Below are 22,714 nucleotides of genomic sequence, written 5' to 3'. Positions count from 1 at the left end.
TTTGGATTTTTATGATCTAAATTGAAGCAAGCAATATCCAAAGGGATATCAGAGTCATTTAGCGAAAAGAGCACGAAGATATACTTAAAACGTGTACATTAGTACTTTGTACGTAAAAACAACAATCTTTACGAAAGCAGCCTTAATAAAAAGTAAAAAAAGACTAGTGATTTAGTCTTTCTTTTCTGGAGCATCTTGGCTATTAAGTTCTGCGAGTTTTGCGAGTAGAATATGTTGAGGCATATGCATAATCTGCTCGAGTGGAACATTTAATGATTTTGCAAGTTTTTGAGCTGTATCAGCAGAAATCTGTAATGGTCTCATAATCATTCCTCCTAATTTACTATTTTACACGAAATGAAGGTGCATACAAGATGACATTGATTTTAGGGCACCGAGGTGCAGCTGGCAACTATCCTGAAAATACGATGCTAGCTTTTAAAGCCGCTATTGATGCAGGAGCTGATGGAATTGAATTAGATGTTCAGATGACGAAGGACGGGGAACTTGTCGTCATTCATGATGAAACGGTAGACCGTACGACTAACGGATCTGGGTTAGTAAAGGATCTATCTTATCAAGAGCTTACTAGAATGGAAGCGAACTATAAATTTCCTCAATATAAAAATAGAGCTTGTATCCCTAGTCTAAAGGAGGTACTTGAATGGGTGAGTAGCCAGCAATCTTTTATTGTAAATATAGAATTGAAAAATACGATTATCGATTACCCTAAATTAGAAGAAAAGACAATTGAGCTTATCCATTACTATGGCTTAAAAGGACAAGTAATCTTATCTTCATTTAATCATTATTCTTTAGTTGAATGTAGAAATATATCTCCTGAAGTAGAAACAGCTATACTCTATATGGAAGGCTTATATAAACCATGGGAATATGCGTCAAGAATAGGTGCACAAGGTTTACATCCGTATTTTCATGCAGCAAAAAGCGAGATAATTTTTCAATCTCAACAATTTGGAATAGATGTTCGTCCGTTTACAGTAAATGATAAAGTTCTTATGGAACAGCTGATAAGTGAAAAATGCGCAGCGATAATTACTGATTTTCCGAAGATGGCAATTGATTTACTAAGAGATTAATTTTATCAACTATCTTTACTTTAGTAATGGCTGTTTTCGCAAAGATTGTTGTTTTCCGTACAAAGTACTAATGTACACGTTTTAACTATTTCATCGTGCTCTTTTCGCTAAAATACTCTAATATCCCTTTGGAGATAACTTCAATTACGTCATAAAAATCCAAAAACCGATTTTCATTCGTACTAGAGCAACAAATTTTTAGAAAAGAGCCTTAGTAATAAAGGTTTCGAGCCTTCTCCATAATGTTTATCGTAAATTTTTATAGTTGCTTAATAACAATATTTGATGGAAGTTTGGTTTTTTTCTAAAGATCTGTAAGTATAGGACGTTACGTTACATAGTACCATAATAAAGATCAGTAGGACATTCTATTCATTTACATAATTGTGGAAAATATCGTAAGATTAATTTGCAAGCAATTGTTTTATCAGTTGAGATATAATTAGCAAACAAAAATTTAAAAAGAGGTGTCTATATGATTCTAGGAATGTATCCGTATTTAGTTTTGGACGGTAATGGACAAGAAGCTATTAAATTTTATGAACGTGCATTGGATGCAAAAGTATTGGGTGTTCAAACGTTTGGTGATATGCCTGAAAATCCAGAGTATCCAACACCTATTGAGGCAAAAGACCGTGTATTAAATGGGCATTTGCAAGTTGGTCATACAGATTTGATGGTTTCTGATACATTTCCGGGTCAACCATATCAAATTGGCTCACAAGTAACGATAGCGATTACTATTGACACTGTAGAAAAGTCGAAAGAAGTATTTGAGAAACTAAGTGAAGATGGCCAGATTGTGATGCCGCTTCAAGAAACTTTTTGGAGCCCATCATACGGTCAAGTAACAGATAAGTTTGGTATAACGTGGCAAGTCTCTACTCAGGATAATAAATAGCTAATAAGTCAGTTTTTCAGTATTAATTAAATCTAATGTTTTCTTAGATATTTTAGAAGGTAAGATCTGTGATAGAAATAAAAAGTCGCTTCCTATAAAGGGAGCGATTTTTTTGTGAGATTTTATTTTGTAGGGGAGCTATCGGATTATTAATTAAGAAAGGATGTTAGTAGAATTATGAACATTTAAAATCGGGAACCAAAAAAGGTTCCCATAAACTATTTGTTTTTCTTTCGATCAGTACCATGTTTCTTTGGGTCATCTACTTTAAAAGCAGTTTCGGATTCATGGTCATTTTTTAATTGCTCAATACTTGAATTTTGGATGCCTTTTTTAGTCAAATGATTCACCACTTTCTGAGGTTAGGATTTGTAATACAAAACACCCGTCCTCCATTATTGTCTCTAGAAAGCAATTATTCATTCAGGATATAGTGTCCAACTTTCTAGAATATTCTACAAAGGATCGGTTAATTAGTTTTTCTAAAAAAATCAGTAAAAAGCAGCTCAAAAGAACTGCTTTTTACTGATTCTCTTTTACTATTACTTTTTATTGAATCTATTTTGTACTTTATTTCTTTTCCTATCTCTGTAAAAAACAAATCCAGCAATAAAACTAAGACCACCTATAAAAAAGACGAGGCCAATAATGAATTGGAGCCATAAAAAAGGTATTGGAGCTTGTAGAGTGCCAAAAGTCATATCCCGCATGAGCTTAATACCTAGTGCGGCTAGAATACCAGGTATAACCATAATGAAAAGTGCAATAATTCTAGACATATTTAACGTTCCTTTCATGTTCTAAAATTAATTGTCTGTCTCTCCCGACTGTTTGTCAAGAGGTATTATATAGGCTATTATAAAGGTGTGCAATTTTTTGCAATAAAAAATATATGTAGTCGAATTCACTTTCTAATTATGGAATTATATTTTGATGGAAATAGTGGTTGCTTAAGTTTCGATAACAAGAGGGGGAAAGCTTATGCAGCGTGTAATGATAATTGGAGCAGGAAAAAGCGGGACTGCTTTATTAAAAAAAATAGTTGAAACCAACGTAATGAAGGTTGCAATCGTTGTGGATAAGAATGTACAAGCCCCAGGGATGGAAGTCGCGAGGAAACTGGGGATTAAGACAAGTAAGAATTGGAAGCTTGAAAGCAATGAAAATATTAACTTTATCATTGAAGCAACAGGCAATGATGAGGTGATACAACAATTGTTACAGGAGAAACCGTCTGGAATGGTTATCATTCCTGGTGCGGTTGCTCATCTTATTTCAGAACTGGTAGAAGAAAAAGAAGTGCTCATTTCAAGACTCAAGGAAGAAACATATAAACAACATACCATTTTCAATTCGATGAACGACGGTGTGATTGTCATTGACATAAACGAAAAAATTATCTTATTTAATAAAACAGCAGCGGAGATTACTAAATTTCCTAAGGAAAAGGCTGTTGGTCTTAGAATTAATGAGGTAATTCCATCAAGCAAGTTACCGAGGACGTTAAATACACGCGAAATTGAATCAAATCAAGAGCAGGTTCTTGAAAACGATATCAAGATTATTACAACAAGAATACCAATAATCGATAAATCGGGAAATTTATTAGGAGCATTAGCCCTTTTTAAAGATATAACTGAGGTTGTTAATTTAGCAGAAGAGGTAACGAATTTAAAAGAGATTCAAGTTATGCTAGAAGCAATCATTCAGTCTTCTGAAGAAGCCATATCGGTTGTGGACGAAGAAGGTCGAGGTCTTTTAATTAATCGTGCCTATACAAAGATGACAGGGTTATCAGAGGAGCAAGTAATAGGTAAACCGGCAACAGCTGACATCTCAGAAGGAGACAGCATGCATATGAAAGTACTTAAGACAAGAAGAGCTGTTCGTGGCGTTAGAATGAAAGTAGGGCCTGCTAAACGAGATGTTATCGTAAATGTAGCTCCAGTCATTGTGGATGGCAAGTTGAAAGGTAGTGTTGGTGTTATTCAGGATATGTCAGAAATTCAAAAGCTGACAACTGAGTTAAACAGAGCTAGACAAATTATCCGAACGTTGGAAGCGAAATATTCTTTTCAGGACATAATCGGTGTAAGTGACGAGATGAAAATGGCGATTGAACAAGCAAAATTAGGTGCGAAAACACCAGCTACTGTACTTTTAAGAGGTGAATCTGGTACTGGTAAGGAACTTTTTGCACATGCTATCCATAATGCGAGTGACCGAAAATACAACAAGTTTATTAGGGTGAATTGTGCAGCAATTGCGGAAAATCTTCTAGAAAGCGAACTATTTGGTTATGAAGAAGGTGCATTTTCTGGTGCGAAACGTGGAGGTAAAAAGGGATATTTTGAAGAGGCGAATAATGGAAGTATTTTTTTAGATGAAATCGGAGAACTGTCAGCAAACATGCAAGCTAAGCTCCTTCGTGTTTTACAGGAAAGTGAATTCGTAAGAGTTGGAGGAACTACGCCTATTCCAGTAAACGTTAGAGTCATTGCAGCAACCAATATAAATATTGAGAAAGCAATGGCAGATGGCGGTTTTCGTGAGGATTTGTACTACCGACTAAATCGTTATCCAATATCAATACCACCATTAAGGGACCGGAAAGAAGATATCCCATTATTATGTGAAAGATTGATTAGTAAATTGAATCAGGATTATGGTAGAAATATTGAACGTGTAACAATTGAAGCGACAGAACTTCTTTTTCGATATGATTGGCCCGGTAATGTCCGTGAACTTGAGAACGTATTAGGAAGAGCCATGATCTTTATGCAACATTACGAAAATGAAATCGAAGCAAAACATATTCCAACACTTCAACAATCAAAGGAGAGAAAAACTCAAGATAGAATAGCCTTTGTCCATAATAATGAAGAGTTGTTAGCTGATGCTGTAGAGAGAGTTGAAACAGCGGTAATAAAAAAATCGTTAGAGACTCATGAGTATAATCGAACGAATACTGCAAAAGCATTAGGGATATCCTTAAGAAGCTTGTACTATAAGATGGAAAAATATAATCTTGCAAATAATAGCATGCAATAACATTCATGGTTTGCAAAATAGTGCATGTTCATTATATGATGAAAAAGTGATTTAACGATTTTGAATAAATAGTTAATGATAAGATAAATATTTAGTTTTATTGGTGTATAAAAAATAATTTACAGAAAAAGTCGGAAATTCAATCATGTGATTATATGTTGGCACACTTTTTGCTTATATATTGTTAACAGCAGATGCATTATTTCTGAGAGGATATGAGATCAAATGAAGTTAGAAAGTCTTCTGGTCAAAGCAGCAAAATTAGATTCCATGGTTGTGGCAGTTGCTTCAGCAGAGGATGAAAAAGTTATGGATGCGATCTCACAAGCAATTAGATATAACTTGGCCAATTTTTTGCTGTTTGGTAAAAAAGAGGAAATTGAAGAATTATTAATTGTTAAGGATATTGACATAAATAAAGTCAAAATCATTCAAGCTAGAACTAAAGAACAAGCGGCTGAATTAGCGGTTAGAGCCGTTAGTCAAAATGAAGCGTCTGTACTTATGAAGGGAAATCTCCCAACCTCAACACTTTTAAAAGCTGTGTTAAATAAGGAATATGGGCTTAGAACAGAGAACGTGTTATCACATGTAGCAATTTTTGAGATTCCTGGTTTTTCTAAGTTTGTGATGGTAACTGATGCGGCAATGAACCTTGAACCAGATCTGCAGCAAAAACAACAAATTGTAGTAAATGCAGTGGGTATTGCTAAGTCTATAGGTATTGAGTACCCTAATGTTGCTGCTCTGGCAGCTGTAGAGGTTGTAAACCACTCGATGCAAGCAACAATCGATGCAGCTTCATTAACATTAATGAATAAACGGGGACAAATCAAGAATTGCCATATAGATGGACCACTGGCCCTAGATAATGCGATTTCATTGGTATCGGCTTCTCGTAAAGGGATTAAAAGTGATGTTGCAGGAAAAGCAGATATTTTGCTTGTACCGACAATTGAAGTTGGGAATGTTCTATATAAGTCATTGATTTATTTTGCAAATGCCGAGGTAGGAGCTGTTATTGCTGGAGCCAAAGCACCAATTGTATTAACCAGTCGATCAGATTCTTCTGAAAGTAAGCTTTTTTCTTTAGCTTTAGCGATTTGTTCATCTGAAAAGTAACTCTAGGAGGAAATGACATCATGGAAATTTTCACATATATGGAGCAGTACGATTATGAGCAGTTAGTTTTTTGCCAGGATAAACAATCAGGATTGAAGGCAATCATCGCCATCCATGATACAACCCTAGGACCAGCTTTAGGTGGAACTCGTATGTGGACTTACAAATCAGAGGATGAAGCGATCGAAGACGCACTCCGTTTAGCAAAGGGAATGACGTATAAGAATGCAGCCGCAGGGTTAAATCTGGGCGGAGGTAAAACCGTCATTATAGGTGATCCGAGAAAAGACAAAAATGAAGAGATGTTTCGTGCGTTTGGTAGATATATACAAGGTCTAAATGGAAGATATATTACTGCAGAAGATGTCGGAACTACTGTGGCTGACATGGATTTAATTCATGAAGAAACAGATTTTGTTACAGGAATATCTCCTGCATTTGGTTCATCTGGTAATCCATCACCAGTTACAGCCTATGGCGTTTATCGAGGGATGAAGGCAGCTGCTATGGAAGCGTTTGGAACGGACTCCCTTGAAGGTAAAGTAATCGCTGTCCAGGGTGTCGGAAATGTTGCTTATAATCTTTGTAGACATCTTCACGCAGAAGGTGCGCTGCTTATTGTTACCGACATTAATAAAGACGCAGTACGTAAAGCCGTGGAAGTTTTTAATGCAAGAGCAGTAGAACCGAATGATATTTATAGTGTTGAGTGCGACATTTATGCGCCATGTGCACTTGGAGCCACGATAAATGATGTTACAATTCCACAGTTAAAAGCAAAGGTCATTGCTGGTGCTGCTAACAATCAGTTAAAAGATACAAAGCACGGCGATATTTTAAATCAATTAGGTATCGTTTATGCACCCGATTATGTAATCAATGCTGGAGGAGTTATTAATGTAGCAGATGAATTATATGGGTATGACAGTGAACGTGCCATGAAGAAGGTAGAAGGCATCTATCAGAATATAGCTCGCGTTCTTGAAATAGCGAAACGTGATGGAATCCCAACCTATATGGCTGCAGATCGTTTGGCAGAAGAGAGAATTGAGCGGATGAAGAATTCACGTAGTCAATTTTTACGAAATGGCCATCATATTTTAAGTCGTAGGTCAGAAAAGTAAGTGTTAGTAGTGTAATAATCGTTTTGTTTAACAATCATAATTTATAAACTGTTGGAGGTTTAACCGTTGCTAGAGAAGGAATATCGAATTCTAGTTTTAAACCCTGGATCAACATCAACGAAAATTGGTATTTTTGACAATGAACGCTCAATTTTTGAAAAAACAATCAGTCACCCTTCAACTAAGCTTTACTCATTTAATAGCATCACTAATCAACACAAGTTTCGGAGTGAAAGCATTTTAGAAACCCTTCATGAAAATGGCATAAATCTCTCAAAGCTTAATGCTGTTTGTGGAAGGGGTGGATTACTTCGCCCGATTGAAGGTGGAACATACATCGTAAATCAGTTGATGCTTACGGATTTACGTGAAGGATTTGCTGGTCAACACGTCTCAAATCTTGGCGGGATTATTGCTTATGATATAGCTAGTGGGTTAAATATCCCATCATATATTGTAGACCCAGTGGTAGTTGATGAAATGGCTGAAATTGCCAAGATTTCTGGAGCACCTGATATTGAAAGAAGAAGTATCTTTCATGCATTAAATCAAAAAGCTGTTGCTAGACGTGTAGCATCTGATTTCCAAAAGAAATACGAAGAAATGAATTTGATTGTTACACATATGGGCGGTGGAATAACTGTCGGTGTTCATGAAATGGGGAGAGTAATCGATGTAAACAACGGTTTACATGGAGACGGTCCCTTTGGCCCTGAGCGTGCAGGATCCTTACCAGCAGGGGACCTTGTAACAATGTGCTACTCAGGGGAGTATAATCGCGAAGAAATAATAATGAAGCTTATCGGACAAGGTGGTCTTTATGGTTACTTAGGCACTAAAGAGGCTGTGAAGGTAGAAAAGATGGTAGAGGCCGGAGATGAAAAGGCAAAACTGATTTTTTCAGCTATGGCTTATCAAATAGCAAAAGAAATAGGTTCTGCAAGTGCCGTACTGAAAGGGAAAGTTGATGCGATCGTCTTAACAGGAGATTTAGCATACGGAAAGAATTTAACCAAAGAAATTTCAGCTTATGTCGATTGGATAGCTGATGTTTTAGTTTTTCCTGGGGAAAATGAATTACAAGCACTTGCAGAAGGTGCTCTCCGTGTTTTAGCTGGTGAGGAAGAAGCTAAGCTATATGTAAAATTGACATCGAAGGTCACAGAAGAGATCCTTTGATACTAGGTAAAGCGATTTTTTCAACGGGCTAATTTTTATAAAGAGGATATTATTCTGGGAATTAGGCGATGGAGTTAGATGAAAGAGGAGGCGTTAAGTTGGCAACTGAATATGATCTGGTCATACTTGGTGGAGGGACAGGTGGATATGTTGCTGCAATACGTGCAGCACAGCTTGGCCTCAAAACTGCAGTCGTGGAAAAGGGTAAGCTAGGAGGAACGTGTTTACATAAAGGTTGTATTCCTAGTAAGGCGCTATTAAGAAGTGCTGAAGTTTATGCAACAACTAAAAGAAGTGAAGAGTTTGGTATAGAAACCTCAAATGTTAAGTTAAACTTTCTGAAAGTTCAAGAAAGAAAACAGAAGATTATCGATCAATTGCATAGTGGTGTCCAACAGCTGATGAAGAAGGGTAAAATCGACATATACGAGGGAATGGGGAGGATTTTAGGGCCATCAATTTTTTCGCCAATGCCTGGGACGATCTCGGTTGAAATGAACAATGGAGAAGAAAATGAAATGTTAATCCCTGAAAATGTGATAATCGCAACAGGATCGAGACCACGTTCTTTGACAGGATTAGAAATTGATAATGAAATGGTATTAACATCAGATGAAGCAATGGAATTAAAGAGTTTACCAGAATCAATCATTATTGTCGGAGGCGGAGTAATTGGAATCGAGTGGGCTTCGATGTTAACAGACTTTGGTGTCGAAGTGACTGTAGTAGAATACGCTGATCGTATTTTACCGACAGAAGACAAGGAAATTGCTAAGGAGATGGAGAAACTACTATCGAAAAGAGGCATTTCTATTGTTACCAGTGCTAAGGTTATCCCAGAATCTCTAAAAAAAGGAAAACAAACTTCGATTAATGTTGAGTGCGAAGACGGTATAAAAACATACACGGCGGAAAAAGTCCTCTTATCAATTGGTAGACAGGCAAACATAGAAGGTATTGGTTTAGAGAATACAGAAATTAAAATAGAAAAGAATTTTATCGATACAAATCAATATTATCAAACGAAAGAAGCTCATATTTACGCGATTGGTGATGTTATTGGCGGACTTCAATTAGCACATGTCGCTTCACATGAAGGAATTGTGGCTGTTGAACATATTGCAAATGAAAAAACAATGCCAATTGATGAAGCTATGATCTCGAAATGTATTTATAGTTCTCCTGAAGTTGCAAGTGTTGGCTACACAGAGGAGCAGGCAATTGATAAAGGTTTTAAAATAAAAATCGGTAAATTTCCCTTCAAAGCAATTGGTAAAGCACTGGTTTTTGGTGAAACAGATGGTTTTGTCAAGCTAATAGTAGATGAAGCAACAGATGATTTATTAGGTATACATATGATTGGACCACACGTCACTGACATGATTTCAGAAGCTGGTCTAGCGCGAGTATTGGATGCTACTCCTTGGGAGATTTCACATACAATCCATCCCCATCCAACTCTATCAGAAGCAATAGGGGAAGCAGCCCTAGACGTATATGGGAAAGCAATTCATATGTAAATAATAAATGGCAGTATACAAGGATAATTAGGGGAATTCTAGAATGATAACTTTTAAGTCTAGATTTAGAACTTCGTACTTAGTTTCAAGTGTAATCAACTAATGTCAGAAGACAATTGTTCAAAAGGTAATACGAAGAATCATCCATATTTCTTATAAGGAGGTTATAAAATGACTGAAAATCGTCACAAATTATTGGGTTTAACCGATGAAGATGTCTTAAACATGTATGAAACGATGTTAATGGCTAGAAAGATAGATGAACGGATGTGGTTATTAAACCGATCAGGCAAAATACCTTTTGTTGTATCTTGCCAAGGTCAGGAAGCAACTCAAGTAGGAGCCGCTTTTGCATTAAATATCGAAGAGGATTATGTTTTTCCATATTACCGGGACATGGGTGTTGTCTTAACGTTTGGTATGACGGCAAAGGATTTAATGCTTTCCGGATTTGCCAAAGCAGAAGATCCAAATTCAGGTGGTCGACAAATGCCAGGCCATTTTGGACAAAAGAAAAACCGAATTGCAACAGGTTCATCACCTGTTACAACTCAAGTGCCACATGCTGTTGGTGTAGCGTTAGCAGGGAAAATGCAGAAGAAAAACTTAGTGACATTTGTAACATTTGGAGAAGGATCATCCAATCAAGGTGACTTCCATGAAGGAGCAAATTTTGCAGCTGTTCATAAATTACCGGTTATTCTAATGTGTGAAAATAATCAATATGCTATTTCTGTTCCATATGACAAGCAAGTTGCTTGTGGGAAAATATCCGATCGTGCAATTGGCTATGGTATGCCAGGTGTGACGATTGACGGGAATGATCCTCTAGCTGTATATGCAGCTGTTAAAGAGGCAGCTGACCTGGGACGTAGTGGTGGAGGTCCAACCTTAATTGAGACATTGTCTTATCGTTTGACACCCCATTCAAGTGATGACGATGATAGTGTTTATCGTCATCCAGATGAAGTATCAGCTGCGAAGAAAAGAGATCCGATCTTTACTTTTGCTGATTATCTGAAAGACGTTGGTGTGTTAACAGATGAAAAGCAAGAAACGATTGTAAACAAAATTTCTGATAGTGTAAATGAAGCAACTGAATATGCTGAAGCGGCCCCATTTGCTGCTCCAGAATCAGCGTTAAAATACGTATATGCAGAGTAAGGGGAGAATAATATGGCGGTTATTTCATATATAGATGCCATTACAATGGCAATGCGCGAAGAGATGGAGAGAGATGAGAAGGTTTTTATACTAGGTGAGGATGTAGGGAAAAAGGGTGGTGTCTTTAAAGCAACTTCTGGATTATATGATCGGTTTGGTGAAGAGAGAGTAATTGATACACCTCTAGCTGAGTCAGCAATTGCTGGAGTAGGAATTGGTGCTGCGATGTATGGAATGAAACCAGTTGCTGAAATGCAGTTTGCGGACTTTATTCTTCCTGCGGTGAATCAAATTATTTCTGAAGCTGCGAAAATTCGCTACCGCTCAAATAACGATTGGACTTGTCCAATTACAATAAGGGCGCCATTTGGCGGTGGTATTCATGGTGCTCTTTATCATTCACAATCAGTTGAGGCTATTTTTGCTAACCAACCAGGATTGAAGATCGTCATCCCATCGACACCCTATGATGCAAAAGGATTATTAAAAGCAGCAATTCGCGATGAAGATCCAGTCTTGTATTTTGAACATAAGCGGGCATATCGTTTAATAAAAGGTGAGGTTCCAGATGATGACTATATTGTCCCGATTGGGAAGGCAGATGTAAAGCGTGAAGGAGAAGACATAACTGTGATTACATATGGTCTTTGTGTCCATTTTGCCCTTCAAGCTGCAGAACGGTTAGCAAACGATGGAATATCTGTGCATGTCTTAGATTTACGGACCATTTATCCGCTTGATAAAGAAGCAATCATTGAAGCTGCTTCGAAAACAGGAAAAGTTTTACTTATCACTGAAGATAATAAAGAAGGAAGTATTATTGGAGAAGTATCTGCTATTATCGCAGAAAATTGTTTGTTTGATTTAGATGCTCCTATAATGAGACTTGCAGGCCCTGATGTCCCGTCAATGCCATATGCACCACCAATGGAAAAGTTCTTTATGATGAATCCTGATAAGGTCGAAGTAGCGATGAGAAAGCTAGCTGAATTTTAGTTCATTAACACGCGCCATTAAGTAGTGATGGGTATGACCAAATAAACGTAAATAGCAAAGAAGAATAATCATTTATAGAACTATTCCGTGACTTGCGGGCGATCATTTCTTTCAAGTAGAACTTCACGAATAGATAGAGCAGGTGGAAACACAAGGCCTTCCCATTTATACAAGTTAGTATGAATAGCCTTTTAACCAAGGAGGTTTTACAGTGGCAATTGAACAAATTAAAATGCCTCAGTTAGGTGAAAGCGTAACAGAGGGTACGATTAGTAATTGGCTTATTTCAGTTGGTGATCACGTAAATAAATACGACCCATTAGCGGAAGTAATGACTGATAAAGTAAATGCTGAAATTCCATCGTCTTTTAGCGGTATAATCAATGAGATCATTGCAGAAGAAGGAACAACATTAGCTGTTGGGGAAGTTATCTGTATGATTGAAATAGAAGGTGGAGAAGCAGTGATAGATTCAAAAGCACCAGTGGACGATAAAAAGAGTGATTCGAAGGAACAAAATGAAAAACAAACTATTACACAAGATGACCAACCAAATAAAAGACGTTATTCACCAGCTGTTCTCCGTCTCGCTCAGGAAAATAATATTAATTTAGAGCAAGTATATGGAACAGGTGCTGGTGGTCGGATTACTAGAAAGGACATTCTACAAGTAGTGAATAGTGGATCTATTCCACAACAAGATACAGCTGTAACAACAGCTCCTGGTAAAGATAAAGTAGAATCCATCGCGCAACCGGTAGAGTCTAATGATCATCTCAAGACACAGGAATCAATAGTTGCTGCTCCAGGAGATATTGAAATACCTGTAACAAGTGTACGGAGATCAATTGCAACAAAAATGGTGAAGAGTAAACAAGAAATTCCACATGCATGGATGATGATGGAAGTCGATGTGACAAATCTTGTGAAGTTTCGCAATGAGTTGAAAAATGAGTTCAAGAAAAAGGAAGGTTTTAACTTAACCTTTTTTGCATTTTTTGTTAAAGCAGTTGCCCAAGCGTTGAAGGAATTTCCACAAATTAATTCAATGTGGGCTGGAGATAAAATTATCCAAAAGAAGGAGATTAATATCTCAATAGCAGTCGCAACAGATGATTCATTATTTGTCCCTGTAATTAAGGGTGCGGATGAAAAAACAATAAAGGGTATTGCAAGGGAGATTACTGATTTAGCAATAAAAGTTCGTAGTGGAAAATTAACACAGAATGATATGCAAGGTGGTACCTTTACAATAAACAATACTGGGACATTTGGCAGTGTACAATCTGTAGGGATCATAAATCATCCACAGGCGGCAATATTGCAAGTTGAGTCAATTGTAAAGCGACCGGTGGTCATGAACAATGACATGATTGCTATTAGAGATATGGTGAATTTATGTATGTCACTTGATCATCGTATTTTAGATGGATTAATTTGTGGACGTTTCTTATCACGTGTAAAAGAGATTTTAGAAGAGATATCAAAAGAAACAACTTCAATTTATTAGTACCTTTAGAATGAGTGACGATCATTTAAGAATATTTACAAAAAAGCAGTGGGTTTATTAGAACCAAACTGTTTTTTTGTAATGAAATGATTCAAATACTGATGGTTAAGGTTATTTAGGTGTCAATTTATACATTGCTGTAGCTAATAAATTATAATAAAATAGAAGTGCATGCAGGTAATGTTTACTTCTAAAATGTAAGCGCATTCTTATTCTCTAAACATGAATATAATCAAGTTTGCATAAATTGATAAGAAATGATCATGAATTTTTCTGCAAGGGGGGGTGGGCTTCCGCTTAGGAAGCATGATATGGAGAATGAAAAAGACATGATTGAAACAAAGGAACTATTTAAAGAATGGAAGGCAAAAGCTATAGAATCATTAAGTGGTATGCCGTTCGAAAGTCTCAATTCAAATACATATGAGGGGATTCGTGTTAAGCCTTTATATACAAGAGAAGATAGCACAAATAGACAGCCACTATCCAAAAAGGATGCCGTTAATAGTAATGATTGGAAAATCAGTCAATGGTTGTCCGGTGACGATGCTAAAAGTATAAACAAGGAAATAAAACATGCAAAAAATAGAGGTCAAAACTCATTCTATCTGACAACTTTTACATTCTTGAAGACAAGGGAAGATTTCTCTTATGCATTTCAAAATATAGACTGGAGAAGTGATACGTTTTATTTTGATGTGGGTGAGGATTTGGGGGTGTTACCACTAATTCTCGAAGAAACTAGAAATAGATGTGAGCAACAACAGATAGGAACAATAGGATTTGATCCCTTTGAAGAAATCTTACTAAAGGGGAAAAGTAGTCGATCCCTTCAAAAACAGTATGATTTTCTCGCGGATATGATGAAATCGAATGAAAAGCACAATTCTGAAATACGTTGTTTATTAATAAAAGGAGGTTTATATCATGAAGCTGGAGGTAGCTCTCTTCACGAGCTTATTTTCACTTTTTCTCAAGCGTTGGACATCGTAAATGAGCTACTAAATCGTGGTGTTTCGATTAATTGTATTGCTCGTTATACAACGGTATCTTTTGCAATTGGATCAAATTTCTTTATGGAACTAGCAAAATTTAGAGCAGCCAGATTAATATGGGCTTCGATTATTCATGCTTTAGGAGGAAATAAAGATGCGCAGAAACTATATCTTCATGCAATTACATCAGATTTTAATAAAACGAATTCTGATGTCCATGTCAACCTCCTCAGGACAACAACTGAAGGATTTTCAGCTGCCGCGGCAGGTGTTAACGAGCTAACGATTAGTCCCTTTAATTCTTTTCTAGCAGAGGGTGATTTTTTAGGGAAGAGGATAGCTAGAAATTCACAATTGATTCTGAAAGAGGAAAGCTTGATTGCTAGAGTGATAGACCCAGCGGCGGGCTCCTATTATATAGAATCATTAACTGATGAACTGGCTGAAAAGGCTTGGAAGACCATACAGGAGATTGATAATAAAGATGGATTCCTACAGCTTTTAATGGAAGGAACACCACAAAAGGAACTTGCTAGTTTATTAGAAAGAAAGTTAAATGACGTTAACATGAGAAAATCCATACTAGTTGGAATAAACGCTTTTGTAAGTCCTACTGAACACATCAAATTAAAAAAACAAGTGAACAATCATAGAGATGAAAAAATTCAAGTTAGTTCTTTTCAAAAGGCATTGCAGGTTGTTAGAGAAAATAATACTGTACCGATCGTAAAATTTAAAAATGGAGTAGAACAAATTGGAATACAGCCAATTAGACAACAACGTTTGGCTGAACATTTTGAAAAGCTAAGAATGAACTCAGGAGAATACCATAAACGAACTGGTCAAGAACCAAAGGTCGGAGTGATTGTTTATGGAAAGCGAAACGACTATAAACCAAGACTTGATTTTGTTTCAAGTTTACTTGCTATAGGGGGAATTGGCTTGGAGGTTGTACATTATCATGATCGTGAACCATTCTCTTCTGTCAATTCTGTGATTCTTTGCGGAAAAAACGATGATTATCATCTCATTGATGCAACCTTGATAAGGGAAATATGTGCAAAAGGGCAAGTTCATCTAATGATAGTAGAAGGATACAAGAAAGACGAAAAGAAGTTTCGAGAGCTTGGAGTTACTAGCTCACTAACAACTACCATGAATGCATATGAATTTTTAAAAAAGCTGCAGCACATAATGGGGGTTAGATCGGAATGAAACGCCGCAAAATTACTGGAGCACCGCTTAAAAAATCTATTCCTACTCAAGAAATTCCACCTTCATATTTCAATACCAACGAACGAATCCAAGTAAAATCGCTCTATTCTTTCAAAGATTTAAATTTAGTCAATCATTTAGACACTTATCCTGGGTTGGACCCTTACTTACGTGGTCCCTATGCAACGATGTATGTAAATAAACCATGGACAATAAGGCAATATGCAGGCTTTTCTACTGCAGAGGAGAGTAATTCTTTTTATCGAAGAAACTTAGAGATGGGACAAAAAGGTCTCTCTGTTGCCTTTGATTTAGCTACACATCGTGGATATGATTCAGATCATCCACGTGTAGAAGGGGATGTTGGAAAGGCTGGAGTAGCCATTGATTCAATCCTCGATATGAAGCAATTATTTGATGGAATACCATTAGATGAAATGTCGGTATCAATGACGATGAACGGTGCTGTTCTTCCAATTATGGCGTTCTATATTGTTGCAGCAGAGGAGCAGGGAATAGCTAAGGAAAAGCTTTCAGGAACCATTCAAAATGATATTTTAAAAGAATATATGGTTCGTAATACGTATATTTATCCTCCAGAAACATCAATGAGAATTATAGGTGATATTTTTAAATATACTGCAAAGTATATGCCTAAATTTAATAGTATTAGTATTTCTGGCTACCATATGCAGGAAGCAGGTGCGACTGCAGATCTTGAACTAGCTTATACTCTTGCAGACGGTCTGGAATATATTCGAACAGGATTAAAGGCAGGGCTTGGAATTGACCAATTTGCCCCAAGACTGTCCTTTTTCTGGGCTGTTGGGATGAATTACTTTATGGAAGTTGCAAAGATGCGTGCTGCTAGATATATATGGTCTTCAGTTGTAAAGCAATTTAATCCGAAAAATTCAAAATCGCTCATGTTACGAACTCACTCTCAAACATCAGGGTGGAGCTTAACTGAGCAAGATCCATATAATAATGTTGTTCGGACATGTATGGAGGCCCATGCCGCTGCGATGGGACATACACAATCACTCCATACAAATGCATTGGATGAAGCAATTGCTCTTCCAACCGATTTTTCCGCAAGAATTGCCCGTAATACACAACTTTACTTGCAACATGAAACAAGTATTTGCCATGTTATTGATCCATGGGGTGGTTCTTATTACCTGGAGTCTTTAACAAATTCACTAATAGAACGTGCTACAGAGCATATGAATGAGATTGCAGATCTTGGTGGTATGACAAAGGCGATCGAAACAGGACTACCTAAAATGAAAATTGAAGAAGCTGCTGCAAGAAGACAAGCGAAAATTGACTCAGGATCAGAAACGATTATTGGAGTAAATAATTTTAGACTTGAACAAGAGGATTCGCTCGATATATTAATGATTGATAATACTCAGGTAAGAAATAAACAATTAGAAAAGTTAAAACAACTAAAGGGTAATCGTAATGAAGAACATATGAAAATAGCGTTACATGCCCTAACAAAGGCGACAGCAGATGGAAATGGAAATCTATTAGCATTAGCTGTAGAAGCTGCGCGCAACCGTGCTACATTGGGAGAGATTTCATATGCAATTGAAAAGAGTAGTAAACGACACCAAGCTGTGATTCGATCGATAAGTGGTGTTTATAGTTCAGAATATTCTAATGATGAGCAAATAAATAAAGTAAAGGAAAAAACGGATCAATTTTATGAACTTGAAGGAAGACGTCCGCGGATTCTTGTTGCGAAAATGGGACAGGACGGCCATGACCGTGGAGCAAAGGTTGTTGCCACTGCATTTGCTGATTTAGGTTTTGATGTTGATATAGGTCCACTCTTTCAAACACCTTCTGAAACAGCAGCACAAGCAGTAGAAAATGATGTCCATGTAATAGGTATGAGTTCATTGGCTGCAGGTCATAAGACTCTTCTTCCTCAGCTATTAAATGAATTAAAAAGTGTTGGAAGAGAGGATATTCTAGTCGTAGTTGGTGGTGTTATTCCCTATCAAGATTATCAAGAACTGTTGGAAATGGGAGCTGCAGAAATCTTCGGACCAGGGACTGTTATCCCTGTTGCTGCTTTGAAGTTGCTCGATAACTTATGTAATCAATTAGGCTATAAGGAAACTGAGTGATGACTAATTATAATCGGAAACGTAACGAGAGAGCAATTCATGATTATGTTGAAGGTGTTAAAAAAGGTGATCGTGTTATTTTAGCACAAGCCATTACCCTGGTTGAAAGCAACGCAATGAACCACTTTGAGAAAGCACAACAAATCATCGAAGAATTGTTACTAATGAATAGAAAAACGATTAGAATTGGCATTACTGGTGTTCCTGGCGCAGGAAAAAGTACATTTATTGACTCTTTTGGTACATATTTATGCGGGATTGGCTATAAAGTGGCCGTTCTTGCCATCGATCCTAGTAGTAAAGTTTCTAAAGGGAGCATAATGGGGGATAAAACTAGAATGGAGAGGTTATCTAAGAATCCGTCTGCATTTATTAGACCATCACCTGCAGATGGAAATCTTGGAGGGGTCACGAGAAAGACAAGAGAAACGATTGTTTTATGTGAAGCCGCTGGGTATGATATTATTCTAGTTGAGACAGTAGGTGTAGGACAAGGTGAATTTATCGTTCGAGATATGGTTGATTTTTTTCTGTTGCTTGTGTTGACCGGTGCAGGTGATGAACTACAAACAATGAAAAAGGGAATTATGGAATTACCTGATTTAGTTGTTGTGAATAAGGCAGATGGTGAAAACCGGCCATTGTCAAAAATGGCAATGCGTGATTACAATACGATTCTTCACTATTTAAGGCCATATACTAAAGGATGGGTAACAAAAGCTGTAACAGCATCTGCACATAAGGAAACAGGAATTAAGGAGATATGGCAAGTTATTGTTGAATTTGAAAAACTGACAAAAGATAGTCATGTTTTTTATGAAAGAAGAAAAGATCAACAACGAAATTGGCTCCATGAACTAGTAAAATATGAGTTATATCTTCATTTTTATCGGCATCCAACCATACGTCGCAAACTTTCTTTCTATGAGAATGCGGTGATAAATCACGAGAAAAGTGTTGCAGCAAGTGCAAGTGATTTAGTAGATTTATTTATGAGAAATAAAAAATAAGCCGATCTATTTGCTCAACACATAGAAATATTGGTAAAATGAATGTATTGAAACAAAAAGGAGAGGTTTTCATTGAGTATGGATTTTAACTTATTTATGAATGATGTTGTGCAACAAGCACGTAAAGAAATTGTTGCAGCTGGATATACAGAGCTTAAAACCCCTGAAGAGGTAGAAGAAACACTAACAAGTAAAGGTACTACTCTAGTAATGGTAAATAGTGTTTGTGGATGTGCAGGAGGAATTGCAAGACCTGCTGCAGCACATTCACTACATTATGATAAGCGCCCAGATAATCTTGTAACGGTATTCGCAGGTCAGGATAAGGAAGCAACGGCTCGAGCACGTGATATGTTTACTGGTTATCCACCATCATCACCATCATTTGCGTTACTTAAAGATGGGAAGTTAGTAAAAATGGTCGAACGCCATGAGATTGAAGGACATGATCCAATGTCAGTTGTTGCAAATCTCCAAACGGCATTTGACGAGTATTGTGAAGAAGTATAATACCTAGCAAATTAAAAGGCTCTTCCAAAGATTATTAATTTAATCTTTGGAAGGGTCTTTTTTTATTGTTTAGCTTAATTAGATAATTCCTATACAGTGAATAAGAAAGCTCTACACATCTGGCTAACTGATTCAATAATTTTATAAGTTGAGAAATGGAAATATACAAGGAAATATGTGAATTATACATGTGAGACAAGCTACAGTATAACTAGGATGTTATTGATGTATGTAATCTCGGAAATTATTTAACTAGGATATTATATAAAGATTCCAAAAACATAATATTTGGATAATGAATTAACGAAATAATTTAATAATTACATTTTTATGAATAATTATTGCATAATTATAAGTGTGTGTTAAAATACAAAATATCGAAATAAACATAAGAAAAGAATTTCATTTGTTAAAATATCGAAATAGTAATAAATTATAGGAGGAAAATATTGTGAGGAAATTTTCATTATTCATTATCAGCTTTTTAATCATAGGGATACTAACAGCTTGTGGGACAAGTACTGAAGAAGGAAATGATTCAGCTACCGGTTCTGACACTGAGGAAAAGAAAGTTTTGAAAATGGCTACATCAGCTGATTATCCACCATTTGAGTATATTGATACAGCAAAGGGTAGCGATATTATCGGTTTTGATATTGATCTTGCAAAAGCTCTAGCTGAAAAAGCTGGATATGAACTCGAAGTACAAGATATGGATTTTAATAGTTTAATTCCAGCCCTTCAAGCAAAACAGGTCGATATCGTATTATCAGGAATGACACCTACACCCGACCGTGAAAAGAATGTTGATTTTTCAGGGATTTACTATACTGCCAACCATATGATTGTTTCTCTAAAGGATAATGAAATAAAAAGCCTTGAAGAACTTGATGGAAAAATAATTGGTGTTCAATTAGGTTCAATTCAAGAAGGAAAAGCCTCTGAAATAGCAGAAAAGGTTGATCTGAAAATAGAAAATCGTAATAAAATTTCAGATTTAGTACAAGAATTAAAGTCTGGTCGTATTGATGCCGCAATTATAGAAGATTTAGTGGCGAATGGTTATTTTGAAAATGATCCAGATTTAGCGGGGTTCACGCTTAGTGATGAAGAGGAAGCTGGTTCGGCTGTTGCTTTCCAAAAGGGTAGTGATCTTACTAAAGAATTCGATGATGCATTGAATGAAATGAAAGAAAACGGTGAACTTGAAGAGCTAGTAACAAAATGGTTTGGTGATGGAGAATAAGTACGTAATCTTTTTTGCATAAAAGATGAATGCTGACTAATTTATTCGGTCAGCATCTTTTTTATAGTATAGGAAATGATAAAGTTTTTGTACTGTAGATAAGCACCTCGACATCGAGCTCCTCCGCCTTGCCCCTCGAGGGGAAAAGAAAACTACTTTTTCCTAGGTCATAAGTCACTCAGGAATTGAAGGTAAAGAACACCTTCAATTCCTGAGCGTCTTATGCTTGTCAGGGCTGAACAAGGCGCTTGCGCTCTTGTTCTGAAAAATACGTAAACGATAATTAATTGTTTGAAAGGATTTGGAAAAAGAAATGGAGATAAACTTTTTTTCTTCAATCGTCCCATCCTTGCCGTTTATTCTGCAAGGGATATGGGTAACATTGCAGATTGTGGTATTATCATTGTTACTTGGTTTTACCTGGGGAGTCATCCTTGCTTTGTTTAAAATTAGTAGAATTAAGCCGTTAATGTGGCTAGCAGATGCGTATACATCTGTATTTAGAGGAACTCCTTTAGTGCTACAATTATTGATTATATATTTTGGACTTCCACAGATACTAGGTTTCCCGATTGATCCTTATCCAGCAGCAGTGGCTGCATTTTCGTTAAATTCTGCGGCATATATATCAGAAATTATTCGTGCTGGTATTAATGCTATTGATAAGGGACAAAAAGAAGCTTCAATGGCATTAGGAATTCCTTATTCGAAAATGATGAAGGATATCATATTACCGCAAGCATTTAAAAATATCTTGCCTGCATTGATGAACGAATTTATAACCTTAACAAAGGAATCAGCAATAGTTACAGTTATCGGAGTACAGGACATTATGAGACGTGCTTATCAAGTAGGCGCAGATACCTATAATTATTTTGCTCCATTGCTATTTGCAGGTCTAATCTATTATATTTTAGTGATGGTTTTAACACTCCTCGGTAAAGGTATTGAAGGGAGAATGAAACGAAGTGATTAAAATTGAAAATTTGCATAAATCTTTTGGGAAATTAGATGTTTTAAAAGGAATATCAACCACACTTTCTGCTGGTGAAGTTATTGCTATAATCGGTCCCTCTGGATCGGGGAAGTCAACCTTCTTACGTTGTTTGAATTTACTTGAAAAGCCAACGGATGGTAGAGTATGGATTAACAACGAAGAGATTACAGATCCGAAAACAGATATTGCAAAGATTCGGCAAAATGTCGGAATGGTATTTCAGCATTTTCATCTATTCCCGCATAAATCTGTCCTTGATAATTTAACCTATGCACCGATGACAGTTAGAGGGCTAACAAAGCCTGAAGCAGATGAGCAAGCGACGAATTTGTTAAAAAAAGTAGGATTACTTGAAAAGTCTTCAGAATACCCAAATCGGTTATCAGGTGGCCAAAAACAACGGGTAGCGATTGCTCGTGCATTGGCAATGAATCCTGACGTGATGTTGTTTGATGAGCCTACATCAGCACTTGACCCTGAGATGGTAAAAGAAGTTCTTGAAGTAATGAAGGATTTAGCACAAACAGGTATGACAATGGCGATCGTCACCCATGAAATGGGCTTTGCGAAAGAAGTAGCAGATCGAGTTCTTTTTCTAGACGGTGGGATGCTTGTTGAAGATGCTACTCCTGATGAATTCTTTACAAAACCAAAAACACAGCGTGCTCAAGATTTCTTAGAAAAAATGCTATAATAGGTGAAAAAGGTGGTCAGTTGATCATCTTTTTTTATCGTGTTACTATTATTAACTCCAATGACATATAAAATCAGTACACATAACGTAATCCTGCTAGCACAGGCTCATGCTCTTACACTAAATATTTTGTAGTATTCGCTTATGGTGTAGGATGTTTTTATAAATAATTTACTTGTGATTGTCTAGCTTTTTCTACAAAAGTAAACTACATAATGAGTAATATAAATGAGGAGATC

General features: G+C 36.6%; 20 protein-coding genes. 17 read left to right on the top strand and 3 right to left on the bottom strand.

The window, feature by feature from the left end:
• Nucleotides 1-171 precede the first annotated feature (171 nt).
• The gene (locus tag AC6CHR_RS07910) at nt 172-324 is read right to left on the bottom strand and encodes a YycC family protein (protein ID WP_498248048.1); all 153 of its coding nucleotides are present in this window, start codon (nt 322-324) and stop codon (nt 172-174) included.
• A 50-nt stretch (nt 325-374) separates the two neighbouring features.
• Between AC6CHR_RS07910 and AC6CHR_RS07905 the strand changes: the two genes are divergently transcribed.
• Together AC6CHR_RS07905 and AC6CHR_RS07900 are read left to right on the top strand one after the other, a co-directional pair.
• The gene (locus AC6CHR_RS07905) at nt 375-1,100 is read left to right on the top strand and encodes a glycerophosphodiester phosphodiesterase (protein ID WP_498248046.1); all 726 of its coding nucleotides are present in this window, start codon (nt 375-377) and stop codon (nt 1,098-1,100) included.
• Between the two features lie 475 nt (nt 1,101-1,575).
• Entirely contained in the window at nt 1,576-2,001 is a 426-nt protein-coding gene (locus AC6CHR_RS07900; RefSeq protein ID WP_498248045.1) for a VOC family protein, read from the top strand.
• 218 nt (nt 2,002-2,219) lie between these two features.
• On the opposite strand, the gene AC6CHR_RS07895 is transcribed toward AC6CHR_RS07900, so the two are convergent.
• Together AC6CHR_RS07895 and AC6CHR_RS07890 are read right to left on the bottom strand one after the other, a co-directional pair.
• Nucleotides 2,220-2,342 (bottom strand): biofilm-forming protein, encoded by a 123-nt coding sequence (locus AC6CHR_RS07895; protein ID WP_498248044.1) that lies wholly within the window; start codon nt 2,340-2,342, stop codon nt 2,220-2,222.
• Nucleotides 2,343-2,543: 201 nt separating this feature from the next.
• Nucleotides 2,544-2,780 (bottom strand): DUF2627 domain-containing protein, encoded by a 237-nt coding sequence (locus tag AC6CHR_RS07890; RefSeq protein WP_498248199.1) that lies wholly within the window; start codon nt 2,778-2,780, stop codon nt 2,544-2,546.
• Between the two features lie 202 nt (nt 2,781-2,982).
• Between AC6CHR_RS07890 and AC6CHR_RS07885 the strand changes: the two genes are divergently transcribed.
• The 15 genes from AC6CHR_RS07885 (at nt 2,983) to AC6CHR_RS07815 (ending at nt 22,475) form a co-directional block, all read left to right on the top strand.
• Nucleotides 2,983-5,052 (top strand): sigma-54 interaction domain-containing protein, encoded by a 2,070-nt coding sequence (locus tag AC6CHR_RS07885; protein ID WP_498248042.1) that lies wholly within the window; start codon nt 2,983-2,985, stop codon nt 5,050-5,052.
• A 225-nt stretch (nt 5,053-5,277) separates the two neighbouring features.
• Nucleotides 5,278-6,174 carry a phosphate butyryltransferase gene (yqiS, locus tag AC6CHR_RS07880; protein ID WP_498248041.1) on the top strand — a complete coding sequence of 299 codons (897 nt, stop codon included), beginning with the start codon at nt 5,278-5,280 and terminating at the stop codon, nt 6,172-6,174.
• A 20-nt stretch (nt 6,175-6,194) separates the two neighbouring features.
• Entirely contained in the window at nt 6,195-7,298 is a 1,104-nt protein-coding gene (bcd, locus tag AC6CHR_RS07875; protein WP_498248040.1) for a branched-chain amino acid dehydrogenase, read from the top strand.
• 66 nt (nt 7,299-7,364) lie between these two features.
• On the top strand, nt 7,365-8,477 hold the full coding sequence (gene buk / locus AC6CHR_RS07870; protein ID WP_498248039.1) for a butyrate kinase: 1,113 nt from the start codon (nt 7,365-7,367) through the stop codon (nt 8,475-8,477).
• 98 nt (nt 8,478-8,575) lie between these two features.
• Complete coding sequence (lpdA, locus tag AC6CHR_RS07865) at nt 8,576-9,997, top strand: dihydrolipoyl dehydrogenase (RefSeq protein ID WP_498248038.1); 1,422 nt, start codon at nt 8,576-8,578, stop codon at nt 9,995-9,997.
• Between the two features lie 171 nt (nt 9,998-10,168).
• Complete coding sequence (locus AC6CHR_RS07860) at nt 10,169-11,161, top strand: thiamine pyrophosphate-dependent dehydrogenase E1 component subunit alpha (RefSeq protein WP_498248036.1); 993 nt, start codon at nt 10,169-10,171, stop codon at nt 11,159-11,161.
• A gap of 12 nt (nt 11,162-11,173) precedes the next feature.
• Complete coding sequence (locus tag AC6CHR_RS07855; protein WP_498248035.1) at nt 11,174-12,157, top strand: alpha-ketoacid dehydrogenase subunit beta; 984 nt, start codon at nt 11,174-11,176, stop codon at nt 12,155-12,157.
• Between the two features lie 211 nt (nt 12,158-12,368).
• Nucleotides 12,369-13,667, top strand: a complete 1,299-nt coding sequence (locus tag AC6CHR_RS07850; RefSeq protein WP_498248034.1) for a dihydrolipoamide acetyltransferase family protein — start codon at nt 12,369-12,371, stop codon at nt 13,665-13,667.
• A 311-nt stretch (nt 13,668-13,978) separates the two neighbouring features.
• The gene (locus AC6CHR_RS07845; protein WP_498248033.1) at nt 13,979-15,877 is read left to right on the top strand and encodes a methylmalonyl-CoA mutase family protein; all 1,899 of its coding nucleotides are present in this window, start codon (nt 13,979-13,981) and stop codon (nt 15,875-15,877) included.
• Entirely contained in the window at nt 15,874-18,018 is a 2,145-nt protein-coding gene (scpA, locus tag AC6CHR_RS07840) for a methylmalonyl-CoA mutase (RefSeq protein ID WP_498248032.1), read from the top strand. The genes AC6CHR_RS07845 and scpA overlap by 4 nt, the downstream gene beginning before the upstream one ends.
• The gene (meaB, locus tag AC6CHR_RS07835; RefSeq protein ID WP_498248031.1) at nt 18,018-19,028 is read left to right on the top strand and encodes a methylmalonyl Co-A mutase-associated GTPase MeaB; all 1,011 of its coding nucleotides are present in this window, start codon (nt 18,018-18,020) and stop codon (nt 19,026-19,028) included. Before scpA ends, meaB begins: the two co-directional genes overlap by 1 nt.
• Before the next feature lie 72 nt (nt 19,029-19,100).
• Nucleotides 19,101-19,538 (top strand): BrxA/BrxB family bacilliredoxin, encoded by a 438-nt coding sequence (locus AC6CHR_RS07830; RefSeq protein ID WP_498248030.1) that lies wholly within the window; start codon nt 19,101-19,103, stop codon nt 19,536-19,538.
• A 451-nt stretch (nt 19,539-19,989) separates the two neighbouring features.
• Entirely contained in the window at nt 19,990-20,784 is a 795-nt protein-coding gene (locus AC6CHR_RS07825) for a transporter substrate-binding domain-containing protein (RefSeq protein ID WP_498248029.1), read from the top strand.
• 313 nt (nt 20,785-21,097) lie between these two features.
• On the top strand, nt 21,098-21,760 hold the full coding sequence (locus tag AC6CHR_RS07820) for an amino acid ABC transporter permease (RefSeq protein ID WP_498248028.1): 663 nt from the start codon (nt 21,098-21,100) through the stop codon (nt 21,758-21,760).
• Nucleotides 21,753-22,475, top strand: a complete 723-nt coding sequence (locus AC6CHR_RS07815; protein ID WP_498248027.1) for an amino acid ABC transporter ATP-binding protein — start codon at nt 21,753-21,755, stop codon at nt 22,473-22,475. Before AC6CHR_RS07820 ends, AC6CHR_RS07815 begins: the two co-directional genes overlap by 8 nt.
• Nucleotides 22,476-22,714: the final 239 nt, after the last annotated feature.

This window comes from Metabacillus sp. GQ13, assembly GCF_059758525.1.
The sequence above is the reverse complement of the archived record's forward strand: the minus strand, read 5'-3'. Positions and strand labels throughout refer to the sequence as shown.

What these genes read in the sequence shown, in the direction of transcription:
- AC6CHR_RS07855 (WP_498248035.1), top strand. Translation starts at nt 11,174, where the DNA reads ATGGCGGTTATTTCATATATAGATGCCATTACAATGGCAATGCGCGAA.
- meaB (WP_498248031.1), top strand. Translation starts at nt 18,018, where the DNA reads ATGACTAATTATAATCGGAAACGTAACGAGAGAGCAATTCATGATTAT.
- scpA (WP_498248032.1), top strand. Translation starts at nt 15,874, where the DNA reads ATGAAACGCCGCAAAATTACTGGAGCACCGCTTAAAAAATCTATTCCT.
- AC6CHR_RS07900 (WP_498248045.1), top strand. Translation starts at nt 1,576, where the DNA reads ATGATTCTAGGAATGTATCCGTATTTAGTTTTGGACGGTAATGGACAA.
- AC6CHR_RS07860 (WP_498248036.1), top strand. Translation starts at nt 10,169, where the DNA reads ATGACTGAAAATCGTCACAAATTATTGGGTTTAACCGATGAAGATGTC.
- AC6CHR_RS07885 (WP_498248042.1), top strand. Translation starts at nt 2,983, where the DNA reads ATGCAGCGTGTAATGATAATTGGAGCAGGAAAAAGCGGGACTGCTTTA.
- yqiS (WP_498248041.1), top strand. Translation starts at nt 5,278, where the DNA reads ATGAAGTTAGAAAGTCTTCTGGTCAAAGCAGCAAAATTAGATTCCATG.
- AC6CHR_RS07910 (WP_498248048.1), bottom strand. Translation starts at nt 324, where the DNA reads ATGAGACCATTACAGATTTCTGCTGATACAGCTCAAAAACTTGCAAAA.
- bcd (WP_498248040.1), top strand. Translation starts at nt 6,195, where the DNA reads ATGGAAATTTTCACATATATGGAGCAGTACGATTATGAGCAGTTAGTT.
- AC6CHR_RS07905 (WP_498248046.1), top strand. Translation starts at nt 375, where the DNA reads ATGACATTGATTTTAGGGCACCGAGGTGCAGCTGGCAACTATCCTGAA.
- AC6CHR_RS07890 (WP_498248199.1), bottom strand. Translation starts at nt 2,780, where the DNA reads ATGTCTAGAATTATTGCACTTTTCATTATGGTTATACCTGGTATTCTA.
- AC6CHR_RS07820 (WP_498248028.1), top strand. Translation starts at nt 21,098, where the DNA reads ATGGAGATAAACTTTTTTTCTTCAATCGTCCCATCCTTGCCGTTTATT.
- AC6CHR_RS07845 (WP_498248033.1), top strand. Translation starts at nt 13,979, where the DNA reads ATGGAGAATGAAAAAGACATGATTGAAACAAAGGAACTATTTAAAGAA.